The 20,113-nt window shown below is 52.5% G+C and carries 33 protein-coding genes; all 33 read left to right on the top strand.

The features are described from left to right. Window positions 1-537: EF-Tu C-terminal domain-related protein (locus tag BM258_RS11080; protein WP_244544672.1), on the top strand; the 537-nt coding region annotated here is incomplete at its 5' end. Between the two features lie 61 nt (window positions 538-598). Beyond that, window positions 599-907, top strand: a complete 309-nt coding sequence (rpsJ, locus tag BM258_RS11075; RefSeq protein WP_090072145.1) for a 30S ribosomal protein S10 — start codon at window positions 599-601, stop codon at window positions 905-907. 24 nt (window positions 908-931) lie between these two features. Continuing rightward, on the top strand, window positions 932-1,651 hold the full coding sequence (gene rplC / locus BM258_RS11070; protein ID WP_090072143.1) for a 50S ribosomal protein L3: 720 nt from the start codon (window positions 932-934) through the stop codon (window positions 1,649-1,651). Further along, the gene (gene rplD, locus BM258_RS11065) at window positions 1,651-2,271 is read left to right on the top strand and encodes a 50S ribosomal protein L4 (RefSeq protein WP_090072141.1); all 621 of its coding nucleotides are present in this window, start codon (window positions 1,651-1,653) and stop codon (window positions 2,269-2,271) included. The genes rplC and rplD overlap by 1 nt, the downstream gene beginning before the upstream one ends. Next, window positions 2,268-2,561, top strand: a complete 294-nt coding sequence (locus BM258_RS11060) for a 50S ribosomal protein L23 (protein WP_090072139.1) — start codon at window positions 2,268-2,270, stop codon at window positions 2,559-2,561. Before rplD ends, BM258_RS11060 begins: the two co-directional genes overlap by 4 nt. A 25-nt stretch (window positions 2,562-2,586) precedes the next feature. Further along, window positions 2,587-3,423, top strand: coding sequence for a 50S ribosomal protein L2 (rplB, locus tag BM258_RS11055; RefSeq protein WP_090072137.1), 837 nt, complete (start codon window positions 2,587-2,589; stop codon window positions 3,421-3,423). A gap of 10 nt (window positions 3,424-3,433) precedes the next feature. Continuing rightward, window positions 3,434-3,712 carry a 30S ribosomal protein S19 gene (rpsS, locus tag BM258_RS11050; RefSeq protein WP_090072135.1) on the top strand — a complete coding sequence of 93 codons (279 nt, stop codon included), beginning with the start codon at window positions 3,434-3,436 and terminating at the stop codon, window positions 3,710-3,712. After that, window positions 3,712-4,092 carry a 50S ribosomal protein L22 gene (gene rplV / locus BM258_RS11045; RefSeq protein ID WP_090072133.1) on the top strand — a complete coding sequence of 127 codons (381 nt, stop codon included), beginning with the start codon at window positions 3,712-3,714 and terminating at the stop codon, window positions 4,090-4,092. Before rpsS ends, rplV begins: the two co-directional genes overlap by 1 nt. Further along, window positions 4,092-4,814, top strand: coding sequence for a 30S ribosomal protein S3 (gene rpsC / locus BM258_RS11040; RefSeq protein ID WP_090072131.1), 723 nt, complete (start codon window positions 4,092-4,094; stop codon window positions 4,812-4,814). Before rplV ends, rpsC begins: the two co-directional genes overlap by 1 nt. 34 nt (window positions 4,815-4,848) lie before the next feature. Then, on the top strand, window positions 4,849-5,262 hold the full coding sequence (rplP, locus tag BM258_RS11035) for a 50S ribosomal protein L16 (protein WP_090072130.1): 414 nt from the start codon (window positions 4,849-4,851) through the stop codon (window positions 5,260-5,262). A gap of 20 nt (window positions 5,263-5,282) precedes the next feature. After that, window positions 5,283-5,483, top strand: a complete 201-nt coding sequence (gene rpmC, locus BM258_RS11030; protein WP_090072128.1) for a 50S ribosomal protein L29 — start codon at window positions 5,283-5,285, stop codon at window positions 5,481-5,483. Between the two features lie 10 nt (window positions 5,484-5,493). After that, window positions 5,494-5,739 carry a 30S ribosomal protein S17 gene (rpsQ, locus tag BM258_RS11025; RefSeq protein WP_090072126.1) on the top strand — a complete coding sequence of 82 codons (246 nt, stop codon included), beginning with the start codon at window positions 5,494-5,496 and terminating at the stop codon, window positions 5,737-5,739. Between the two features lie 70 nt (window positions 5,740-5,809). Further along, window positions 5,810-6,178 carry a 50S ribosomal protein L14 gene (gene rplN / locus BM258_RS11020; RefSeq protein ID WP_090072124.1) on the top strand — a complete coding sequence of 123 codons (369 nt, stop codon included), beginning with the start codon at window positions 5,810-5,812 and terminating at the stop codon, window positions 6,176-6,178. Next, entirely contained in the window at window positions 6,178-6,492 is a 315-nt protein-coding gene (gene rplX, locus BM258_RS11015; protein ID WP_090072122.1) for a 50S ribosomal protein L24, read from the top strand. Before rplN ends, rplX begins: the two co-directional genes overlap by 1 nt. Then, window positions 6,485-7,042, top strand: coding sequence for a 50S ribosomal protein L5 (gene rplE, locus BM258_RS11010; protein ID WP_090072120.1), 558 nt, complete (start codon window positions 6,485-6,487; stop codon window positions 7,040-7,042). The genes rplX and rplE overlap by 8 nt, the downstream gene beginning before the upstream one ends. Before the next feature lie 29 nt (window positions 7,043-7,071). Next, the gene (rpsN, locus tag BM258_RS11005; RefSeq protein WP_090072119.1) at window positions 7,072-7,377 is read left to right on the top strand and encodes a 30S ribosomal protein S14; all 306 of its coding nucleotides are present in this window, start codon (window positions 7,072-7,074) and stop codon (window positions 7,375-7,377) included. Window positions 7,378-7,390: 13 nt separating this feature from the next. Continuing rightward, window positions 7,391-7,789 (top strand): 30S ribosomal protein S8, encoded by a 399-nt coding sequence (gene rpsH, locus BM258_RS11000; protein ID WP_090072117.1) that lies wholly within the window; start codon window positions 7,391-7,393, stop codon window positions 7,787-7,789. 143 nt (window positions 7,790-7,932) lie between these two features. Beyond that, window positions 7,933-8,466 (top strand): 50S ribosomal protein L6, encoded by a 534-nt coding sequence (gene rplF, locus BM258_RS10995; RefSeq protein WP_090072115.1) that lies wholly within the window; start codon window positions 7,933-7,935, stop codon window positions 8,464-8,466. A 12-nt stretch (window positions 8,467-8,478) separates the two neighbouring features. Then, window positions 8,479-8,841, top strand: a complete 363-nt coding sequence (gene rplR, locus BM258_RS10990) for a 50S ribosomal protein L18 (RefSeq protein WP_090072109.1) — start codon at window positions 8,479-8,481, stop codon at window positions 8,839-8,841. A 41-nt stretch (window positions 8,842-8,882) separates the two neighbouring features. Beyond that, entirely contained in the window at window positions 8,883-9,440 is a 558-nt protein-coding gene (rpsE, locus tag BM258_RS10985; RefSeq protein WP_090072103.1) for a 30S ribosomal protein S5, read from the top strand. 46 nt (window positions 9,441-9,486) lie between these two features. Next, window positions 9,487-9,684, top strand: coding sequence for a 50S ribosomal protein L30 (gene rpmD / locus BM258_RS10980; protein WP_090072096.1), 198 nt, complete (start codon window positions 9,487-9,489; stop codon window positions 9,682-9,684). Window positions 9,685-9,700: 16 nt separating this feature from the next. Next, window positions 9,701-10,168: a 50S ribosomal protein L15 gene (gene rplO, locus BM258_RS10975; protein ID WP_090072095.1), complete on the top strand. Its 468-nt coding sequence runs from the start codon at window positions 9,701-9,703 to the stop codon at window positions 10,166-10,168. Between the two features lie 143 nt (window positions 10,169-10,311). After that, a complete protein-coding gene (gene secY / locus BM258_RS10970) occupies window positions 10,312-11,649 on the top strand; it encodes a preprotein translocase subunit SecY (RefSeq protein ID WP_090072086.1) in 1,338 nt (445 codons plus the stop codon). Then, window positions 11,646-12,215, top strand: coding sequence for an adenylate kinase (locus BM258_RS10965; protein WP_090072081.1), 570 nt, complete (start codon window positions 11,646-11,648; stop codon window positions 12,213-12,215). Before secY ends, BM258_RS10965 begins: the two co-directional genes overlap by 4 nt. Window positions 12,216-12,635: 420 nt before the next feature. Beyond that, window positions 12,636-13,004, top strand: coding sequence for a 30S ribosomal protein S13 (rpsM, locus tag BM258_RS10960; RefSeq protein ID WP_090072080.1), 369 nt, complete (start codon window positions 12,636-12,638; stop codon window positions 13,002-13,004). A 54-nt stretch (window positions 13,005-13,058) separates the two neighbouring features. Further along, window positions 13,059-13,448 carry a 30S ribosomal protein S11 gene (gene rpsK / locus BM258_RS10955; RefSeq protein WP_090072079.1) on the top strand — a complete coding sequence of 130 codons (390 nt, stop codon included), beginning with the start codon at window positions 13,059-13,061 and terminating at the stop codon, window positions 13,446-13,448. A gap of 75 nt (window positions 13,449-13,523) precedes the next feature. Next, entirely contained in the window at window positions 13,524-14,540 is a 1,017-nt protein-coding gene (locus tag BM258_RS10950) for a DNA-directed RNA polymerase subunit alpha (protein ID WP_090072078.1), read from the top strand. Between the two features lie 44 nt (window positions 14,541-14,584). Further along, window positions 14,585-15,004, top strand: coding sequence for a 50S ribosomal protein L17 (rplQ, locus tag BM258_RS10945; protein WP_090072067.1), 420 nt, complete (start codon window positions 14,585-14,587; stop codon window positions 15,002-15,004). Between the two features lie 70 nt (window positions 15,005-15,074). Next, entirely contained in the window at window positions 15,075-15,575 is a 501-nt protein-coding gene (locus BM258_RS10940; protein ID WP_090072065.1) for a hypothetical protein, read from the top strand. Between the two features lie 301 nt (window positions 15,576-15,876). Further along, entirely contained in the window at window positions 15,877-17,346 is a 1,470-nt protein-coding gene (locus BM258_RS10935; RefSeq protein WP_244544671.1) for a DegQ family serine endoprotease, read from the top strand. A 7-nt stretch (window positions 17,347-17,353) separates the two neighbouring features. After that, window positions 17,354-18,697 (top strand): replication-associated recombination protein A, encoded by a 1,344-nt coding sequence (locus BM258_RS10930; protein ID WP_407062713.1) that lies wholly within the window; start codon window positions 17,354-17,356, stop codon window positions 18,695-18,697. Beyond that, window positions 18,694-19,071 carry a fluoride efflux transporter CrcB gene (gene crcB, locus BM258_RS10925; protein WP_090072063.1) on the top strand — a complete coding sequence of 126 codons (378 nt, stop codon included), beginning with the start codon at window positions 18,694-18,696 and terminating at the stop codon, window positions 19,069-19,071. The genes BM258_RS10930 and crcB overlap by 4 nt, the downstream gene beginning before the upstream one ends. A gap of 19 nt (window positions 19,072-19,090) precedes the next feature. Continuing rightward, entirely contained in the window at window positions 19,091-20,104 is a 1,014-nt protein-coding gene (locus BM258_RS10920; RefSeq protein WP_090072061.1) for an RluA family pseudouridine synthase, read from the top strand. Window positions 20,105-20,113 lie beyond the last annotated feature (9 nt).

The following is a 20,113-nucleotide window of genomic DNA, read 5'->3' as shown; positions in this document are numbered from 1 at the left end:
GACGTGTTCTCGATCTCTGGTCGTGGTACGGTTGTTACCGGTCGTGTTGAGCGTGGCATCATCAAGGTTGGTGAAGAAATCGAAATCGTCGGTATCAAACCAACTCAGAAAACCACCTGCACCGGTGTTGAAATGTTCCGCAAGCTGCTTGATAGCGGTGAAGCAGGCGACAACGTTGGTGTTCTTCTGCGTGGTACCAAGCGTGAAGACGTTGAGCGTGGTCAGGTTCTCTGTAAGCCAGGTTCTGTTACCCCGCACACGAAATTCAAGGCAGAAGCCTACATTCTGACGAAAGAAGAAGGTGGGCGTCATACCCCGTTCTTCACCAACTATCGTCCACAGTTCTATTTCCGCACGACCGACGTTACGGGTGTTGTTACCCTTGACGAAGGTGTGGAAATGGTGATGCCAGGCGATAACGTCAACATGAATGTTGAACTGATTGTGCCAATCGCCATGGAAGAAAAACTGCGCTTCGCTATCCGCGAAGGTGGTCGTACCGTCGGCGCTGGTATCGTCGGCGCAATCGTCGAATAGTCACTAGGGCAGGGGTGTTGTGGGTGCTCCCAAAGCACCCCAGTCTTTTGAGGTTGAAAATATGAACGGTCAGAATATTCGAATTCGCCTTAAGGCATTCGACCATCGCATTCTCGATACGTCAGCAAAGGAAATCGTGTCCACAGCTAAGCGCACAGGCGCAAACGTTCGTGGTCCAGTTCCTCTTCCGACCCATATCGAGAAGTTCACTGTCAACCGTTCGCCGCATGTTAACAAGAAAAGCCGTGAGCAGTTCGAGATCCGTACGCACAAGCGTCTCCTCGACATCATCGACCCGACCCCTCAGACGGTTGATGCCCTCATGAAGCTAGATCTTGCGGCCGGTGTGGACGTTGAAATTAAGCTCTAACGTGAGCGAGAGGCAAGAGTAGCCATGCGTTCTGGTGTGATCGCACAGAAGTTGGGAATGACCCGCATTTATACCGAAGCCGGAGAACATGTTCCGGTTACGGTTCTCAAAGTTGAGAATTGCCAGGTTGTTGCTCAGCGTACTGTAGAGAAAAACGGCTATACCGCACTTCAGTTGGGTGTAGGCAAAGCCAAAGTAAAAAATGTTTCGAAGCCAATGCGCGGCCACTTTGCCGTAGCAAAGGTAGAACCGAAGCGTAAACTTGCTGAATTCCGCGTAAGCGAAGAAAACCTCATCGAGGTTGGTTCTGAGTTGACTGCGGATCACTATATTGCTGGTCAGCATGTGGATGTTGTTGGTACGTCAATTGGTAAAGGCTTCGCCGGCTCCATGAAACGTCACAATTTCGGTGGTGGACGTGCAACGCACGGTAACTCCATTTCCCACCGTGCCCACGGCTCTACCGGTCAGTGTCAGGATCCAGGCAAGGTCTTTAAAGGCAAAAAGATGGCTGGTCACATGGGCTCGACCCGCGTGACGACGCAGAATCTGAAGGTTGTTAAAACCGATGCCGACCGTGGTCTGGTTCTGGTTCAGGGTGCTGTTCCTGGTTCCAAGGGCGGTTGGATTCTCATCAAGGATGCTGTCAAGAAGGCTCGTCCTGAAGGGGTTCCGCTTCCTGGTGCTATCCGTAGCGCAGACGCTCCAGCAGCTGAAGCGCCAGCAGCGGAGGGTGAAGAATAATGGAACTTAAAGTTAAAACCCTTGACGGCGGTGATGCAGGTTCCGTAGCTGTTTCCGACACTGTATTTGGTCTCGAACCACGCGCGGACATCATTGCCCGCATGGTTCGCTTCCAGCAGATGAAGAAAATGGCTGGTACGCACAAAACCAAGACCCGTGCTGAAGTGATCGGCACTACCAAGAAATACCTTCGTCAGAAGGGTTCTGGTGGCGCTCGTCACGGCAACAAGAAGGTTCCACAGTTCCGTGGTGGTGGTCGTGCGTTTGGTCCGGTCGTTCGTGACCATGCAATCGAGCTGCCTAAAAAGGTTCGTGCGCTTGCGCTCAAACATGCCCTGTCTACCAAAGTGAAGAATGAAAATCTGATCATTCTTGACGATGCGAAGGCAGAAGCACCAAAGACCGCAGCCGTAAAGAAACAGATTTCCGGTCTGGGCATCGAAAGCGCTCTGATCATTTCCGGTAAGGAAGTGGACGAGAACTTCGCAAAAGCTGCCCGCAATATCGTCGGTATCGATGTGTTGCCGGTTCAGGGCATCAACGTTCTTGATGTTCTGCGTCGCGACACTCTGGTTCTGACCAAGGCCGCAGTCGATGCTCTGGAGGAACGGTTCAAATGACCACCCTTCGTCATTACGATATCATCCGCAGCCCGGTGATCACCGAGAAGGCAACCATTCATTCCGAACAGGACAAGGTTGTTTTCAACGTATCCAAGGATGCGACTAAAACTGAAATCAAGGCCGCCGTAGAGGCACTGTTTTCCGTCAAGGTCAAAAGCGTCAACACTCTGGTCCGCAAGGGCAAGGTTAAACGCTTCAAAGGCATTATCGGCAAGCAGGTCGACGTGAAAAAAGCGATTGTTACCCTCCAAGAGGGCCAATCGATTGACGTCACGACTGGTCTTTAAGCAACGCGGGGATAGGCTTTAAGTCATGGCACTCAAGACCTTTAAACCGACAAGCCCAGGCACGCGTCAGCTGGTGATCGTAGACCGCTCCGATCTTTGGAAGGGGAAACCGGTCAAAACGCTCACCGAAGGCTTGACCAAGTCTGGCGGTCGTAACAACCATGGTCGCGTGACATCACGTCGTCGTGGTGGCGGTCATAAGCGTACCTATCGCATCATCGACTTCAAACGTCGTAAGTTTGACGTTGTTGGTACGGTAGAGCGTCTGGAATATGATCCAAACCGTACGGCATATATTGCTCTGGTTAATTATGAAGACGGCGAACAGGCATACATCCTGGCTCCTCAGCGCCTTAAAGCTGGTGACAAGGTTGTAGCTGCTAGTAAAGCTGCCGACATCAAACCGGGCAACGCAATGCCTCTGGCAAACATGCCTGTTGGCACGATCATCTACAACGTAGAGATCAAGCCAGGCAAAGGCGGTCAGATTGCTCGCTCTGCCGGTGCTTACGCTCAGCTTGTTGGTCGTGATAGCGGTTATGCAATCATTCGTTTGAATTCGGGTGAAACCCGTCTGGTGCTTGGTTCTTGCATGGCAAGCGTCGGTGCAGTTTCCAACCCGGAACATTCAAACATCAATCATGGTAAAGCTGGTCGTAGCCGTTGGCTCGGTAAACGTCCAGAAGTGCGCGGTGTCGTTATGAACCCGGTTGATCACCCACATGGTGGTGGTGAAGGCCGGACCTCTGGTGGTCGTCACCCTGTGTCTCCATGGGGCAAGCCTACTAAAGGCAAGCGTACTCGCTCTAACAAGTCGACCGACAAGTTTATTGTTCGTAGTCGTCATCAGCGCAAGAAATAAGGGTTAACCGATGGCACGTTCTGTTTGGAAAGGTCCGTTTGTAGACGGATACCTTCTGAAGAAGGCAGACAAGGTTCGCTCTTCTGGTCGTCACGAAGTGATCAAGACCTGGAGCCGTCGCTCCACGATCTTGCCTCACTTCGTCGGGCTCACCTTTGGTGTGTACAATGGTCAGAAGCATGTACCGGTTCTCGTCTCTGAGGAGATGGTCGGTCACAAGTTGGGCGAATTTTCTCCGACCCGTAACTATTACGGTCACGGGGCCGACAAGAAGGCTAGGAGGAAATAATGGGTAAGGCAAAACGCGCACGCGTCTTGAAAGACAACGAAGCTAAAGCGGTAACCCGCATGCTTCGCACGTCTCCGCAGAAGCTGAACCTTGTCGCAACGATGATTCGGGGGAAAAAGGTTGATACGGCTTTGGCTGACCTGACCTTCTCCTCCAAACGCATCGCGAAAGATGTAAAGAAGTGTTTGGAATCTGCGATCGCAAACGCTGAAAACAACCATGAACTGGATGTTGACAGCCTGATCGTTGCAGAAGCTTATGTTGGTAAGGCACTTGTGATGAAACGCTGGCAGCCACGTGCTCGTGGTCGTGTCGGCAAGATCCTCAAGCCTTTCTCCAACCTGACGATTGTTGTTCGTGAAGTTGAGGAGACAGCCTGATGGGTCACAAGGTTAATCCAATTGGTCTTCGTCTTGGGATCAACCGCACATGGGATTCTCGCTGGTATGCTGACAAAGGCGAATATGGCAATCTTCTTCATGAAGATTTTGCAATTCGCAGTATGCTGGAAAAAGAACTCAAGCAGGCAGCCGTATCCAAGATCGTTATCGAGCGTCCGCACAAAAAGTGCCGTGTGACCATTCACTCTGCACGTCCGGGCATCGTAATCGGCAAAAAAGGCGCCGATATCGAAAAACTTCGTGCGAAAGTTGGCAAGCTGACAACTTCCGATGTACATATCAACATTGTTGAGGTACGTAAGCCGGAAACAGATGCCAACCTCGTTGCTCAGTCCATCGCTCAGCAGCTGGAACGCCGTGTGGCTTTCCGTCGCGCGATGAAACGGGCCGTTCAGTCTGCTATGCGGATGGGCGCCGAAGGCATTCGTATCAACTGTGCAGGCCGTCTGGGTGGAGCCGAGATCGCACGTACCGAATGGTATCGTGAAGGTCGCGTTCCGCTTCATACTCTGCGCGCTGACATTGACTATGGTACTGCTGAAGCACTGACTGCTTATGGCATCTCTGGTATCAAGGTGTGGATCTACAAAGGCGAGATCATGGAACATGATCCAATGGCCTCTGAACGTCGCGCTTCTGAAAACCAGGATCAGGGCAATAACAGCAACCAGCGCCGTCGTAGCAATAAACCTGCTGCTTAATGTCGGTTACAAACTGAGTTAAGAGAGAAACACAATGCTGCAACCAAAGCGCACAAAATATCGCAAGCAGCACAAGGGCCGCATTCACGGCAACGCCAAAGGGGGCTATGAGCTCAACTTTGGTGCCTACGGCCTGAAGGCTCAGGAGCCTGCGCGTATCACCGCTCGTCAGATCGAGGCTGCGCGTCGTGCTATGACCCGTCACATGAAGCGTGCCGGTCGTGTGTGGATCCGTGTGTTCCCGGACCTGCCAGTATCCAAGAAACCTACCGAAGTCCGCATGGGTAAAGGTAAAGGTTCTCCTGAATATTGGGCAGCTCGCGTAGCACCGGGCCGTATTATGTTTGAAATCGATGGTGTACCTGAGGACATTGCTCGGGAAGCCATGCGGCTTGCCGCTGCGAAGTTGCCTATCAAGACACGCTTCGTACAGCGCATCGCCGACTAACGGTGTGAAGGGATAACCCGATGAAAGCATCAGATGTCCGCGCGATGACAGCGGATCAAATTGCTGATGAGTTGGAAAAGCTGAAGAAAGAGCAGTTCAATCTGCGCTTTCAGAAGGCAACTGGTCAGTTGGAAAATACCGTGCGTGTTCGCGAAGTTCGTCGTGATATTGCACGCCTGATGACCGTCGCGCAGCAAAAGCGCGTCGAGTCAGCAGAATAGGAGAGACGGGATGCCAAAGAGAATTTTGCAAGGCCTCGTCGTCAGCGACAAGCAGGACAAGACTGTCGTTGTGAAGGTTGAACGCCGTTTCACGCACCCGCTTCTCAAGAAGACTGTGCGTCGTTCCAAGCGTTATCAAGCTCATGACGAGGGGAATTCCTTCAAAGTAGGTGATCAGATCTTCATTCAGGAGTCCGCACCTATTTCTAAATCGAAACGTTGGGTTGTAGTAGGTACGGAACTTCCTACCTCTTAATCCGGCTTGGCAATTGGACGTAAACCCTGCGCAGTGATGCGTTAGGGGAGAATAAAAAAGGCGGCCAGTCATGATTCAGATGCAAACAAACCTTGACGTCGCGGATAACTCCGGCGCACGTCGTGTCATGTGCATCAAAGTGCTCGGCGGCTCCAAACGGAAATACGCAGGGATCGGCGATATCATCGTCGTATCTGTCAAGGAAGCGATTCCGCGTGGGCGTGTTAAGAAGGGCGATGTGATGAAGGCAGTTGTGGTTCGTACCGCAAAAGCTATTCGTCGTCCGGACGGCAGCGTCATCCGTTTTGACCGCAGTGCAGCTGTTCTGGTGAACAACAACAAGGAACCAATCGGTACCCGTATCTTCGGCCCGGTTCCTCGTGAGCTGCGTGCTCATAACCATATGAAAATCATTTCCCTTGCTCCGGAGGTGCTGTAATGGCTGCGAAACTCAAAAAGGGTGATCGCGTCATTGTTCTTGCCGGGAAAGACAAGGGCAAGAGCGGTGAAATTGTGCAAGTGATGCCTGCTGAAGAGCGGGCTATCGTGCGCGGTATCAACATGGTCAAACGCCATCAGCGTCAGAACCAGATGCAGGAAGCGGGTATAGTCAATAAAGAAGCCCCGATTCATCTGTCCAACCTGGCCCTGGCTGATCCTAAAGACAATAAACCGACCCGCGTTGGTTTCACTGTCAAGGACGGTAACAAAGTGCGTGTAGCCAAGCGTTCGGGAGATGTGATCGATGGCTGAGGCTGCTTACACCCCGCGTCTCAAGACGCTGTATGAAGATGTCATCCGCGCCAAAATGCAGGAACAGTTCAACTTCTCCAATCCACATCGGATGCCGAAGCTTGAAAAAGTTGTCCTGAACATGGGCGTTGGTGAAGCGGTTAACGATTCCAAGAAAGTTAAGGCTGCCTTGGAAGATCTGCAGGCAATTGCCGGTCAACAGCCGGTAGTGACCAAAGCGCGCAAGTCCATTGCGACCTTCAAGGTTCGTGAAGGCATGCCGATTGGTGTAAAAGTTACTCTGCGCGGCGACCGTATGTATGAATTTCTCGATCGTCTGATCACGATTGCGCTGCCTCGCGTACGCGACTTCCGTGGTCTTAACGGGAAGAGCTTTGACGGCAACGGCAACTATGCCATGGGCCTGAAAGAGCATATCGTCTTTCCAGAGATCGAATATGACAAAGTTGACCAGATCTGGGGCATGGACATCATCGTCTGCACAAGCACGAGCAGTGATGATGAAGCACGCGCCCTTCTGACAGAATTCAACTTCCCGTTCAACCGTTAAGGTCCCGCGGAAAGTACGAGGAATATGTAATGGCTAAAAAGAGCGCTGTCGAAAAGAACAAAGCTCGCGCACGGCTGGCAGACAAGTATTCTGCTAAGCGTGCAAAGCTGAAAGCCCTGGCAAAGGATGAGTCCCTGTCGCTTGAAGAGCGCTTCAAGGCTCGTTTGAAACTTGCTGAGCTTCCACGCAACTCCGCATCCATCCGCATCCGCAATCGTTGCGAAGTGACTGGCCGTCCACGCGGCTACTATCGCAAATTGAAGATGTCCCGTATTTCACTTCGCGAACTGGGCAACGAGGGTCAAATCCCTGGCCTGGTGAAGTCGAGCTGGTAAGGAGCGCGGTCCCATGGCAATGACTGATCCCCTTGGGGATATGTTGACCCGCATCCGCAATGCGCAGATGCGTAAAAAAACAAAGGTTTCCACTCCTGCATCCAAATTGCGTCAGCGCGTGCTTGACGTTTTGGCTTCAGAAGGGTACATCCGCGGCTACACCACCGTCGAATTCGAAGGCGGCAAGTCCGAACTCGAGGTCGAGCTGAAATACTTCGATGGAGAGCCGGTGATCCGTGAAATCCAACGCGTGTCCAAGCCTGGTCGTCGCGTGTATGCATCGGTTAAGAATATTCCGATCATCCACAACGGTCTGGGCGTGTCGATCGTCTCCACTCCGAAAGGGGTTATGGCCGATCATGACGCTCGCGAGAACAACGTGGGTGGTGAGGTTCTCTGCCGCGTCTTCTGATGCGGTTTGAACCTTGTTATCTCAGATCTAATTTCGGTCATAAAGGTCGAAATTAGATCAACGGTTTTAAAGCGATCAGCTTAAGTGCCTTTAAGGTCGGTAACCTTGGGCAGGCTGATCTCAGATCCGGACAGGTTAGTCTTATGTCACGTATTGGCAAAAAGCCTGTTGCAGTCCCTAGCGGTGTTACTGCGACAATTGATGGCAAGACCGTCAAAGCGAAGGGTCCGAAGGGTGAACTCTCTTTCGTACTCAACGAAGACGTCGATGCCAAAATGACGGATGATGGTATTCTGGTAGAGCCACGCAACAAGTCCAAGACTGCGCGGTCTCTTTGGGGCATGTCCCGCACCCAGATTCTCAACATCCTGAATGGTGTTTCTGCAGGTTTCGAAAAGAAACTTGATATTAACGGTGTGGGTTACCGCGCGCAGATGAAGGGCAAAGACCTTCAGCTCGCACTTGGTTTCTCTCATGATGTTGTCTATGAAGTTCCCGAAGGGATCACGGTTGCTTGTCCTAAGCCAACCGAGATCGTCGTGACCGGCATCGACAAACAGGCCGTTGGTCAGGTTGCTGCAGAGATCCGTAAATATCGTAGTCCTGAGCCTTACAAAGGCAAAGGCGTGAAATATAGTGATGAATTTATCTTCCGCAAGGAAGGTAAGAAGAAGTAACGGAAACTTATTATGGCGAAGGCACTATCTCAGTTTGAGCGTCGTCGTGCACGTGTACGTCGCGCCCTGAAAAAGACTGCCAACGGCCGTCCGCGTTTAAGTGTTAACCGGTCTTCCAAGCATATTTACGCTCAGATCATTGACGATGAACAAGGTGTTACACTCGTAGCAGCTTCTTCTATCGAAAAAGATCTTCGTGAAAAGCTGAAAACCGGCGCGGACACAGCCGCCGCTTCTGAAGTTGGCAAACTGATCGCTGAGCGAGCAGTTGCAGCCGGCCTGAAGGACGTGGTCTTTGATCGTGGTGGTTATATCTATCACGGACGTATCAAATCGCTCGCAGACGCTGCGCGCGAAGGCGGATTGAATTTCTAACGCGTCGGGCTACCGATTGCTCAGACGAGAGAAGAAAGCTCATGAACAAGAAACCTGATCGTAACGATCGTGAAGAGCGCGAAAGCGAATTCGTCGACCGCCTCGTCCACATCAACCGCGTTGCTAAAGTGGTTAAGGGTGGCCGCCGGTTCGGTTTCGCTGCGCTAGTCGTTATTGGTGACCAGAAGGGCCGTGTTGGCTTTGGTCACGGCAAGGCACGCGAAGTGCCAGAGGCCATTCGCAAGGCATCTGACGCAGCCAAACGGAATATGATCCGTGTACCACTCCGCGAGGGTCGCACCCTGCATCATGACGTTTATGGTCGCCACGGCGCCGGTAAAGTCACGCTGCGTGCTGCTCCTGCTGGTACTGGTATCATCGCGGGTGGTCCGATGCGTGCTGTGTTTGAAACACTGGGCGTGCAGGATGTGGTTGCCAAGTCTGTTGGTACTTCCAACCCGTACAACATGGTTCGTGCAACCTTTGACGCACTGAAAGCAGAAGACAGCCCTCGTGGCGTTGCTGCTCGCCGCGGTCTGAAGGTTTCCACGCTCCAGGCTCGTCGTCGTGTCTCTGATGGGGGGCGCTCTGACAGCTAAGCTGGATGAGTGAACCTTTCATCTCTAGATAAAAGAGGAGCCGGACATGGCAACTAAGGAACAGGGCACCGTTACTGTAGAACAGATCGGCAGTCCTCTGCGTCGGCCAAAAGATCAGCGCGCTACGCTGATCGGTCTTGGTCTTAACAAATTGCATCGTCGTCGTACTCTTCAGGACTCGCCTGAAGTTCGCGGCATGATCGCTAAAGTCTCTCACCTTGTCCGCGTAGTGGACCAGGACTAAGAGGCGGGAGAGTATTATGAAGCTCAACGAAATTCGCGATAACGACGGCGCTACGCATTCCCGCAAGCGCGTTGGTCGCGGCATCGGGTCCGGTCTGGGTAAAACCGGCGGACGTGGTGTCAAAGGTCAGAAGTCTCGCTCGGGTGTTGCTATCAAGGGCTTTGAAGGTGGTCAGATGCCATTGCATCGTCGTCTTCCAAAGCGCGGCTTTAACAACATCTTTGCAAAAGACTTCAATACCGTTTCCGTTGGACGTATTCAGCAGGCAATTGATGCTGGCAAACTGGACGCTTCGGCTCCGGTTACTGTAGCCACCCTCAAGGAAGCTGGTGTTGTGCGTCGTGTTCGTGACGGTGTTCGCTTGCTTAGTGATGGTGAACTGACTGCGAAAGTTTCCTTCGAAATCGAAGGCGCTTCCAAAGCAGCCATTGCAGCAGTGGAAAAAGCCGGTGGGTCTGTAAAGATCATCGGTGCAGAAGAATAAGAAGGGGGCTCATTTGAGCCTTCTTTTGCTTTAAGGGTAGTGATGGGAAGTGATTCCCGTCACACCCTATACATTTGTTTTGGCGCCCTTATATTTGATCTGACAATTTTGAGTTTAAGAGAGCGCTTCAAGCGGAGTAGAGAATGGCTTCGGCAGCAGAACAACTCGCCGCCAATATTAATTTTGGCGCCTTTGCAAAGGCAGACGAACTGAAAAAACGCATCTGGTTTACGCTGGGTGCTTTGTTGGTTTATCGCCTTGGTACTTATATTCCGCTTCCAGGGATCAACCCTGAAGCCCTGGCTAATGCCTTCAATAGTCATCAGAACGGCATTCTTGGCCTGTTCAACATGTTCTCAGGTGGCGCTGTTGGTCGTATGGCCATCTTTGCGCTCGGGATCATGCCTTACATTTCCGCCTCCATTATCATTCAGTTGATGACCACGGTGTCTCCGACTCTGGAACAGCTGAAAAAGGATGGGGCACGCGGTCAAAAGACCATCAACCAATATACCCGCTACGGTACCGTCATTCTTGCCACGCTGCAGGCATACGGCATCTCGGTCGGGCTTGAAGGGTCCAGTAGTATCGTATTGGATCCGGGACTGTTCTTCCGCTTCTCCACTGTGCTGACGCTTGTCGGCGGCACAATGTTCATGATGTGGCTGGGCGAACAGATCACGGCACGCGGTATCGGCAACGGTATCTCCCTGATCATCTTCTCGGGTATTGTGGCCAACCTGCCTACGGCTGTCGCGCATACCCTTGAGCTGGGTCGTCAGGGCACGCTCTCCACCGCAGTTATTCTGGGTGTTGTTGTTGTTGCTGCTCTCGTTATTGCTTTCATCGTCTTCATGGAACGTGCTCAGCGTCGTCTGATCATTCAGTATCCGAAGCGCCAGGTCGGCAACAAAATGTTCCAGGGCGATAGCTCGCATCTGCCACTGAAGCTGAACACGTCCGGCGTTATTCCGCCGATCTTTGCCTCTTCTCTGCTGCTGTTGCCAACCACCGTGGTGAACTTCATTTCCCGCGACGGTTCCGGGCCTGACTGGCTCAACACGGTGACTGCGCTGCTGGGGCATGGTCAACCTCTGTATATGCTGCTTTATGCTGCCTTGATTGTATTCTTCGTTTTCTTCTACACAGCGATTGTGTTCAATCCGCAAGATACCGCGGATAATCTGAAGAAGCATGGCGGCTTTATTCCGGGCATTCGTCCCGGGCAGCGGACTGCAGAGTATATTGACAAGATCCTCACCCGAATTTCTGTGATCGGTGCGATCTATCTGGTTCTCGTTTGTCTATTGCCCGAGTTTCTTATCTCCGCAACTGGCGTTCCATTCTACTTCGGGGGCACGTCCCTGTTGATTGTGGTCAGCGTAACCATGGATACGGTTTCTCAGATCCAGGGACATTTGCTGGCCCAACAATATGAAGGGCTGGTCAAGAAATCGAAGCTAAGAGGAAAACGTCGATGAGATTGATTCTGCTGGGACCACCGGGTGCGGGTAAGGGTACGCAGGCTGAACGACTGGTGAATGACTTTAGTATTTGCCAGCTATCTACCGGTGAAATGTTACGCGCAGCTGTTGCTGCCAAGACGCCAGTAGGCCTGCAAGTGGAACAGATCCTGGAACGTGGCGAACTGGTTTCAGATGAAGTGGTCTGCTCGATCATCTCCGATCGTATCGATGAAGCGGATTGTGCCAATGGGTTCATTCTCGATGGCTTCCCGCGTACGATCGCTCAGGCTGAAGCTCTGGACAAGTTGCTTGAAGAAAAAGATCTCAAGCTGGATGCTGTGGTTGAGATTAGCGTGGACGAAGGCATCCTTCTGTCTCGCATCGAAAAGCGTGCGTCCGAGACCGTGGGCGGTGCTCGTGCCGATGACAATGCTGAATCGCTGAAAAAGCGTCTGGCTGTCTATCGTGAGCAGACAGCTCCCCTGATCGACTATTATGCCAAGACAGGTCTTCTGAAGACTGTTGATGGCATGCAGGACATCGAAGCCGTTGCGGCTTCCATCAAGAACGCCCTGTCATAATAATTTCTGAAGATCCGGCAATCCTATGGTCGTCGGGTCTTTTTCTTTGGTCGCGCGGGTAGGGTGGTGTTTTTGCCGTTTGCTTGTGCGCAAAGATGATAATTTTGAAAAAGTCAACTAATTTGTCGCATTTGCAGGTTTTGAGGTTGACTTACTTCAAGTGAATCCGGTACTAACCGGCGCTAATCACGTTTTGTTACGTGGCAGTGTTCGGAGGCCCAAAGCTTTCGAGCACATTTTTGCGTTCTGTTCTCAGGCGCACACATAGTTTGCTCTCCGGTCTTGTGACCAAATGGAGGTCAAACCAAAAATGAAGAAAACTGTCTCCTACCATTAAGCCCTCGGGCTAAGGATGGGGAGGGGATGTCCAACAGTCTGCAGCTAGATAGGTAACTGTCCGCTGTAACGAGGAGATTAGACGTGGCCCGTATTGCTGGCGTCAATATACCGACGAACAAGCGCGTCATCATCGCGCTTCAATATATCCATGGCATTGGCCCGAAGTTCGCCAAGGAAATTGTTGAACAAGTCAACATTGCTCCTGAGCGTCGTGTCAACGAACTGTCTGATGCTGAAGTCTTGAAAATCCGCGAAGTGATCGATGCCGGTTACACTGTGGAAGGTGATCTGCGTCGTCAGACATCGATGAACATCAAGCGCCTCATGGATCTGGCTTGCTACCGTGGCCTGCGCCACCGTCGTGGCCTGCCTGTTCGCGGTCAGCGCACACACACCAACGCTCGTACCCGCAAGGGTCCTGCAAAAGCGATCGCTGGTAAAAAGAAATAATCCACGTCCGGTGGAGCCGCTGGTATCACGGCGGTGTAGAGATCGAGGTAAAATATGGCTAAAGATGCCTCGCGCGTTAAGCGTCGCGAACGTAAAAATATTACGTCTGGCGTAGCGCATGTGAATTCAACCTTCAACAACACCATGATCACCATCTCTGACGCTCAGGGGAATACTATCTCCTGGTCTTCAGCTGGTGCTATGGGGTTCAAGGGCTCTCGTAAGTCCACCCCGTTTGCCGCTCAGATGGCTGGTGAAGATGCAGGTAAAAAAGCTGCCGAACATGGCATGAAAACTCTCGAAGTTGAAGTTCGCGGTCCTGGTTCAGGGCGTGAATCTGCACTTCGTGCTTTGCAGGCAGCGGGCTTTACTATTACGTCCATCCGTGACGTGTCCCCAATCCCGCACAATGGTTGTCGTCCGCGCAAGCGTCGTCGCGTCTAATTGTAATTCAGGTTCCCTGCAAGTCCAATGCAGGATTTTGCGGGGTGTCGCCCCGAAACAAGAAAGGGTTGAGACGTGATTCAGAAAAACTGGCAGGAACTCATCAAGCCAACCAAACTCGAAATCACCCCTGGTGACGACGAATTGCGTGTCGCCAAAGTGGTTGCCGAGCCTCTGGAACGTGGCTTTGGCATGACTTTGGGCAATGCCCTGCGTCGTGTTCTGCTTTCATCCTTGCAGGGTGCAGCGGTAACCTCCATCCAGATTGATGGTGTGTTGCATGAATTCTCTTCTATTGCAGGTGTTCGCGAAGATGTGACGGATCTGATCCTGAACGTTAAAGAGATCTCTTTGCGCATGGAAGGGGAAGGTCCGAAACGCATGGTGCTTCGTAAAGAAGGTCCAGGTGTTGTTCGGGCTGGCGACATTCAGGTTGTCGGGGACGTCGAAATTCTGAACCCTGAGCTGCCACTTTGCACGCTTGACGTGGGTGCAGAATTGCGCATGGAATTTACCGTTGATAGCGGTAAGGGCTATGTGACTGCGACTCAGAACCGCCCAGATGATGCTCCTATCGGTCTTATTCCGGTCGACAGCCTCTATTCTCCGGTTAAACGCGTTGCTTACAATGTCGAGAATACCCGTCAGGGGCAGGACCTCGACTTTGACAAGTTGACGATGACGATTGAAACCGATGGCTCGGTCAAACCTGAAGATGCTGTGGCTTATGCTGCACGCATTCTGCAGGACCAGCTGTCTATCTTCGTCAATTTCGAAGAGCCAGAGAAGGAAGTTGTTCAGGAACAGACTCAGGAGTTGGCTTTCAACCCGGCACTTCTCAAGAAAGTGGACGAGTTGGAACTGTCTGTCCGTTCTGCAAACTGCCTGAAAAACGACAACATTGTTTACATCGGCGATCTTATCCAGAAGACGGAAGCGGAAATGCTTCGCACTCCGAACTTTGGGCGCAAGTCGCTTAACGAGATCAAGGAAGTCCTTGCTCAGATGGGTCTGCATCTTGGCATGGAAGTTCAGGCTTGGCCGCCTGAAAATATCGACGATCTCGCAAAGCGCTACGAAGATCAGTATTAATCACCAGCGGTTTGTAACCGTCGGATAGAGTAAAGGAGAGGGCAATGCGCCACGGCAAATCAGGTCGCAAGCTCAATCGCACCGCTTCTCATCGCAAAGCAATGTTCGCCAACATGGCAGCAGCTTTGATCAAACATGAGCAAATTGTTACCACTCTGCCTAAGGCTAAAGAACTGAAGCCGATTGCAGACAAACTCATCACTCTGGCTAAACGTGGCGATCTTCATGCACGTCGTCAGGCTATCTCTCAGATTCGCGACAAAGATATGGTTGCAAAGCTGTTTGAAACGCTTGGCCCACGCTACGAAGAACGCAAAGGTGGTTACACCCGCGTACTCAAAGCCGGTTTCCGTTATGGCGACAACGCTCCGATGGCTGTCATCGAGCTGGTTGACCGTGATCCGGAAGCACGCGGCACGGACTCCGGTCCTACCGCTGAAGCTGATGTGGAAGACGCAGCGTAAGCATTGCGTTGAACAATAACATTTAAAGGGGTAGTCTCAAGACTACCCCTTTTTTTGTTTGGTAGATTAGATGTCCTATTTACAACTTTCAGCTTTTTTTATTAGGCTCTCTGGTATCTCATTTCTCATTTTCTTCTATTTAGAGCATGGTTCCTTTTTTCTGCTTCTGGTTCGCACTAGCTTAAATGATTTTGCTAGCTTGCCGACATTAGGCCTTGCTATTGTTCTATCCGGTCTTAGCTTGATCATTGGAATTCTTTTTTTAATTTTTCCTTGTAAATGCGCAAACCTGCTGATACCGGGCAAGGTTTCAGACGAAAAGGAAAGTCCATCGATCGCTTTAAGGAAGTTGTTTGTTATTGCCCTTTTGATGACCGGCATTAGCTTCGCTGCCATCGGTCTGTTGGACTTAATCAGCTCTATTGTTGCGTTGAGTTTGCGTGGTGTGCCTTACTTGTGGCGCGATGCAAATATGGCTTTGGCGAGCAGTTTGTTCATCTGCCTTTTAAAAATCGGGTTTGGCTTATTTCTGATCGGCGGGAAGAAGCAAATTTTGCGTTTCAGATGGTGAGGGCTGGTCTCTGTTCGGATGTTTAAGATGTCGTTAAAGCCTGTCGCAGTCCCTCGCGCTTTGAAAGGGCGGCTTCGTGCTGCCCTTTTGTGGCCTGGCGTACTTCGCTATCTTTAAGTCTCTCGTCTACAAGCTTAGGCGGTCGACAGCGTTTAGCACCCTATTTGATTAAATCTTGGCAATGGTTGAAAATGGGCGCAATCAGATCTTAATTCTGCCTGCTCATATTCCTATCTTTTCGGGTAGAGATTTTTCCTTCGGTGCTCTGAAGGACCTTTTCCTTATAAAAAAACGAGGTTTTATGATGATTTCGCGAAAAGGGATGGCAACAGTCGCCGTTTTGCTCATTGTGGCAGGTGGGGGATATCTGGCGCGTGATTTCGTGCCGTCGTCCAACGCAGCTAACAAAGTCGAGCCGCCCAAAGTTACGCAAGTGGTTGAGCGCGTGCCCGCCAGCAAGGCGGAGATGCAACTTAGCTTTTCGCCTCTGGTCAAAGAGGCTGCGCCAGCTGTGGTCAACGTTTATGCTACGCGCAAGGTGGTGACCCGAAGCCGTTCGCCCTTCTTCAACGATCCATTCTTTGAACGATTTTTCGGGCAGGGCGGTTTCGGCGCACCACGCGAACGGGTTGAACGGTCGCTCGGATCTGGCGTGATTGTGGATCATACAGGTGTCATCGTCACCAACCATCATGTCATCGATGGGGCAACCGAGGTGAAGGTAGCATTGGCCGATCGGACCGAGTTCGAAGCCGATGTGGTGCTGGATGACGAGAAGACAGATCTGGCCATTCTGAAAGTCCGCGACCTGAAAGGCGATTTGCCTCATCTGGAATTTGCTGATTCGGATGATACCCAAGTTGGCGATCTGGTCTTGGCAATCGGTAACCCCTTTGGCGTGGGGCAGACTGTGACGAGCGGCATTGTCTCTGCGGTTGCGCGGACGCAGGTCGGTGCCTCCGACTATAGCTATTTCGTGCAGACTGACGCAGCCATCAATCCGGGCAACTCCGGCGGGGCTCTGGTCAACATGCAGGGGCAGTTGGTAGGCATCAACAGCTCAATCTATACCCGCTCGGGTGGGTCCAATGGGATCGGTTTCGCCATCCCGGCCAATATGGTCAAATTGGTGGCCGATGCGGCTATTTCAGGCAAGGCAGTTCAGCGAGCCTGGTTCGGCGGTAGCTTGCAGCTGGTTAGCTCCGATATTGCGTCCGGTCTGGGCCTTGATCGCCCGCAAGGGGTGCTGGTCACCGAGGTTTATCAGGATAGCCCGGCTGAAGCTGCCGGTCTGGAAGTTGGCGATCTGATTCTCAAAGTCAACGGCAAGACTGTTGATAGCCCGGATGCCTTCGGCTATCGATTTGCGACTGTGCCGCTTGGCTCTGATGTGTCACTGGATGTCGTCCGGCAGGGTGGCGCCCGCACCATCGTGATGAAGGCTGCGGCTGCACCAGAGAAGCCACCCAGAGACGAGCGCTATATTGAGGGCTATTCGCCCTTCGATGGTGCTACGGTACTTAACCTTTCGCCCCTGGTTGCTCAGGAATTGGGAGTTGACAGCGGCCTTAAAGGTGTAGTCATTTCCGGTGTAAGAAATGGCACGACATCAGAGCGTCTTGGCCTTAAGATCGGGGACGTTATTCGTAAGGTCAACGGGCAGGTCGTCCGCAACACCAAGGATCTGGAAACGCTTTCCAATCAGGAATTCCGCCTCTGGCGGCTTGAGATCCAACGTGACGGCAAGCTCATCAAGACGACAATCAGTTGAGATTGAAGTGAGCAATTTGTTTGAAAATGCAGGGCTGGAGGTTTCCAGCTCTGCCGGAAAAGGTGATGAGACCGGGGAGGGAGCTTCCCGGCCTCTTGCTGATTTGCTGCGACCGAGGCAGCTGAAAGATGTTGTTGGACAACAGCATCTGGTGGGCCCGGATGGCACCTTGACGCGCATGCTGAAAAGCGGATCGCTTGGGTGTCTCATCCTGTGGGGACCGCCGGGCACGGGCAAAACGACGGTTGCGCGGCTTCTGGCGGATGGAACGGATCTTCATTTCGAACAGATCTCAGCTATTTTCTCTGGTGTTTCCGACCTCAAGAAAGTGTTTGAAGCGGCCCGTGACAGGCGCCGGATGGGCAAGACGACGCTGTTGTTTGTCGACGAGATCCATCGCTTCAACAAGGCGCAGCAGGATAGCTTTCTGCCCGTTATGGAAGACGGTACGGTGGTGCTGGTTGGTGCCACAACGGAAAATCCCTCCTTTGAACTCAATGCTGCGCTTTTGTCGCGCTCTCAGGTTCTGACCTTCCAAAGCCTCGATGATGATGCCATCGGGCAGTTGCTGTCACGCGCCGAAGAGGCGTTGGGGCAGCGTTTGCCGCTTGATGATGACGCCCGAACGGCCCTTATCCGCATGGCTGATGGCGATGGTCGCTCGTCGCTGACGTTGGCGCAGGAGGTTTGGCGGGCTGCTCAGGAAGATGAGATTTTCACGCCTGAGCAATTGGGGCGTATCCTGCAACGCCGCGCGCCGGTGTATGACAAATCGGCAGAAGGCCATTACAATCTGATTTCCGCCTTTCACAAGTCTATCCGTGGCTCAGACCCGGATGCGGCGCTCTACTATATGTGCCGGATGCTTGATGCGGGGGAAGATCCGTTATATATCCTGAGGCGCATGACCGTCATGGCATCCGAAGACATCGGACTGGCTGACCCGAATGCGCTCGTGCAAGCACAGGCAGCCCGCGAGGCATTCCAGCTGGTCGGAGCGCCCGAAGGCTATTACGCGCTCTCGCAACTGGCGATCTATCTCGCTACGGCACCAAAATCAAACAAGGGCTACATGGCCTTTGCGGCTGCGATGGATGCGGCCAAACGCGGAGGCTCCCTGCCTCCACCGAAGCATATTCTCAATGCCCCGACCAAGTTTATGGCAGAACAGGGCTATGGCGATGGCTATCGCTACGACCATGATGAACCGGATGCCTTTTCCGGACAGGACTATTTTCCTGAAGCGATGGGGCGGAAAGTCTTTTATGAGCCGGTTGAACGTGGTTTTGAGCGGGAATTGCGCAAACGTCTGGACTATTGGTCCAGATTGAGAATGGAAAGAAACAAATGAATCAATTTATTTTTGTGGCTATCGGCGGCGCTTGCGGGGCAAGTTTGCGGCATCTGGTCGGTTTGGCTGCGTTGCGCTCTTTTGGCAGCGGGCTGCCCTATGGCACGATGATTTGTAATATCGTCGGCTCCTTTTTCATGGGGCTGCTTATTCATTTTCTCGCGGTCCGGTTCAGTGCCAGTACGGAAATTCGCCTGCTGCTGACGACGGGTTTATTGGGCGGTTTTACGACCTTTTCCACCTTCTCACTCGACATTGTGACAATGACCGAGCGGGGGCAGTCGGGTTTGGCACTGTTTTATATTGCAATCTCGCTGGCGGGCGGTATTGTGGCGCTCTTTGTGGGGCTTTCGGCAGCCCGCGCGCTGGTGTGAACGAAGAAAGTTTGATCGAATGGCAACCATTCAGTTTCGTGAAGTGACAGGGGATGAAGACGGGCTGCGCCTGGACCGCTGGTTCAAGGAGCATTATCCGGGTCTTTCCTTTGGCCAATTGCAGAAGTTGCTGCGCACGGGACAGGTGCGTGTCGATGGAAAGCGGGTGAAAACCAACGCGCGGCTGATGAAGGGGCAGGAAGTGCGCATTCCGCCTCTAGCAACCGATGAGAAATCCCAGAATGCTGCTCCCAAACGCGCCATGCCACGCGCATCGGATGATGATGGGGAATTTCTCAAGTCGATCATGCTTTACGAAGACAAGGATCTGTTTGTCATTAACAAGCCGGCAGGCTTGGCGGTGCAGGGTGGCTCGGGCATGAGCCGCCATGTGGATGGCATGCTGGAAGCCTTGCGTGATCGCAACGGGCAGAAGCCACGCCTTGTGCATCGGCTCGACCGGGACACGTCGGGCGTGCTGGTTCTGGCGCGCAAGCGTTCCATCGCCATGGAACTGACCAAGGCTTTCCGCGAACGCTCCACCCAGAAAACCTATTGGGCGCTGGTGCGTGGTGTGCCAAAGCCGCATCAAGCTCGCATCTCCACCTATCTGGCCAAATATCAGGCCGAAGATGGCGACCGCATGCGCATTGCGCGGCATGGAGATCAGGGGGCGCAGCATGCTGTTACCCATTATTCCGTCGTTGAAACATCCGGACAGAAGATGTCCTGGCTGGTGCTCAAGCCGGTGACCGGTCGGACCCATCAGTTGCGTGTGCACACGGCCTATATGGAATGTCCTATCGTCGGAGACCCCAAATATTTCAACGTCGAGAATTGGGAATTTCCGGGCGGTATCCAGAAAAAGCTTCATCTGCATGCACGCCGCATCCGCATTCCGCACCCGAAGGGCGGTATGCTGGATGTCAGTGCGCCGCTTCCTCCCCATATGCAACAGAGCTGGAACCTTCTGGGCTTTGACGAGTCTGCCTATGATCCCGAGATCGAGGATGAACTCGGCTCCGAAGACTGATTGCACTGC

Source organism: Cohaesibacter marisflavi, assembly GCF_900115225.1.
Lineage (GTDB): Bacteria > Pseudomonadota > Alphaproteobacteria > Rhizobiales > Cohaesibacteraceae > Cohaesibacter > Cohaesibacter marisflavi.
The sequence above is the reverse complement of the archived record's forward strand: the minus strand, read 5'-3'. Positions and strand labels throughout refer to the sequence as shown.

Bases quoted from the DNA above. Each gene is read 5' to 3' on its own strand.
- rplO (WP_090072095.1), top strand. From the start codon at position 9,701: ATGAAGCTCAACGAAATTCGCGATAACGACGGCGCTACGCATTCCCGC.
- BM258_RS10935 (WP_244544671.1), top strand. From the start codon at position 15,877: ATGATGATTTCGCGAAAAGGGATGGCAACAGTCGCCGTTTTGCTCATT.
- rplR (WP_090072109.1), top strand. From the start codon at position 8,479: ATGGCGAAGGCACTATCTCAGTTTGAGCGTCGTCGTGCACGTGTACGT.
- BM258_RS10940 (WP_090072065.1), top strand. From the start codon at position 15,075: ATGTCCTATTTACAACTTTCAGCTTTTTTTATTAGGCTCTCTGGTATC.
- rpmD (WP_090072096.1), top strand. From the start codon at position 9,487: ATGGCAACTAAGGAACAGGGCACCGTTACTGTAGAACAGATCGGCAGT.
- BM258_RS10920 (WP_090072061.1), top strand. From the start codon at position 19,091: ATGGCAACCATTCAGTTTCGTGAAGTGACAGGGGATGAAGACGGGCTG.
- rplP (WP_090072130.1), top strand. From the start codon at position 4,849: ATGCTGCAACCAAAGCGCACAAAATATCGCAAGCAGCACAAGGGCCGC.
- rplC (WP_090072143.1), top strand. From the start codon at position 932: ATGCGTTCTGGTGTGATCGCACAGAAGTTGGGAATGACCCGCATTTAT.
- rplQ (WP_090072067.1), top strand. From the start codon at position 14,585: ATGCGCCACGGCAAATCAGGTCGCAAGCTCAATCGCACCGCTTCTCAT.
- rpsH (WP_090072117.1), top strand. From the start codon at position 7,391: ATGGCAATGACTGATCCCCTTGGGGATATGTTGACCCGCATCCGCAAT.
- secY (WP_090072086.1), top strand. From the start codon at position 10,312: ATGGCTTCGGCAGCAGAACAACTCGCCGCCAATATTAATTTTGGCGCC.
- rplE (WP_090072120.1), top strand. From the start codon at position 6,485: ATGGCTGAGGCTGCTTACACCCCGCGTCTCAAGACGCTGTATGAAGAT.
- rplD (WP_090072141.1), top strand. From the start codon at position 1,651: ATGGAACTTAAAGTTAAAACCCTTGACGGCGGTGATGCAGGTTCCGTA.
- rpsK (WP_090072079.1), top strand. From the start codon at position 13,059: ATGGCTAAAGATGCCTCGCGCGTTAAGCGTCGCGAACGTAAAAATATT.
- rpsJ (WP_090072145.1), top strand. From the start codon at position 599: ATGAACGGTCAGAATATTCGAATTCGCCTTAAGGCATTCGACCATCGC.
- rplF (WP_090072115.1), top strand. From the start codon at position 7,933: ATGTCACGTATTGGCAAAAAGCCTGTTGCAGTCCCTAGCGGTGTTACT.
- rpsQ (WP_090072126.1), top strand. From the start codon at position 5,494: ATGCCAAAGAGAATTTTGCAAGGCCTCGTCGTCAGCGACAAGCAGGAC.
- rplN (WP_090072124.1), top strand. From the start codon at position 5,810: ATGATTCAGATGCAAACAAACCTTGACGTCGCGGATAACTCCGGCGCA.
- rpsS (WP_090072135.1), top strand. From the start codon at position 3,434: ATGGCACGTTCTGTTTGGAAAGGTCCGTTTGTAGACGGATACCTTCTG.
- rpsC (WP_090072131.1), top strand. From the start codon at position 4,092: ATGGGTCACAAGGTTAATCCAATTGGTCTTCGTCTTGGGATCAACCGC.
- BM258_RS11060 (WP_090072139.1), top strand. From the start codon at position 2,268: ATGACCACCCTTCGTCATTACGATATCATCCGCAGCCCGGTGATCACC.
- rpsE (WP_090072103.1), top strand. From the start codon at position 8,883: ATGAACAAGAAACCTGATCGTAACGATCGTGAAGAGCGCGAAAGCGAA.
- rplX (WP_090072122.1), top strand. From the start codon at position 6,178: ATGGCTGCGAAACTCAAAAAGGGTGATCGCGTCATTGTTCTTGCCGGG.
- rplV (WP_090072133.1), top strand. From the start codon at position 3,712: ATGGGTAAGGCAAAACGCGCACGCGTCTTGAAAGACAACGAAGCTAAA.
- rplB (WP_090072137.1), top strand. From the start codon at position 2,587: ATGGCACTCAAGACCTTTAAACCGACAAGCCCAGGCACGCGTCAGCTG.
- BM258_RS10965 (WP_090072081.1), top strand. From the start codon at position 11,646: ATGAGATTGATTCTGCTGGGACCACCGGGTGCGGGTAAGGGTACGCAG.
- rpsN (WP_090072119.1), top strand. From the start codon at position 7,072: ATGGCTAAAAAGAGCGCTGTCGAAAAGAACAAAGCTCGCGCACGGCTG.
- rpmC (WP_090072128.1), top strand. From the start codon at position 5,283: ATGAAAGCATCAGATGTCCGCGCGATGACAGCGGATCAAATTGCTGAT.
- crcB (WP_090072063.1), top strand. From the start codon at position 18,694: ATGAATCAATTTATTTTTGTGGCTATCGGCGGCGCTTGCGGGGCAAGT.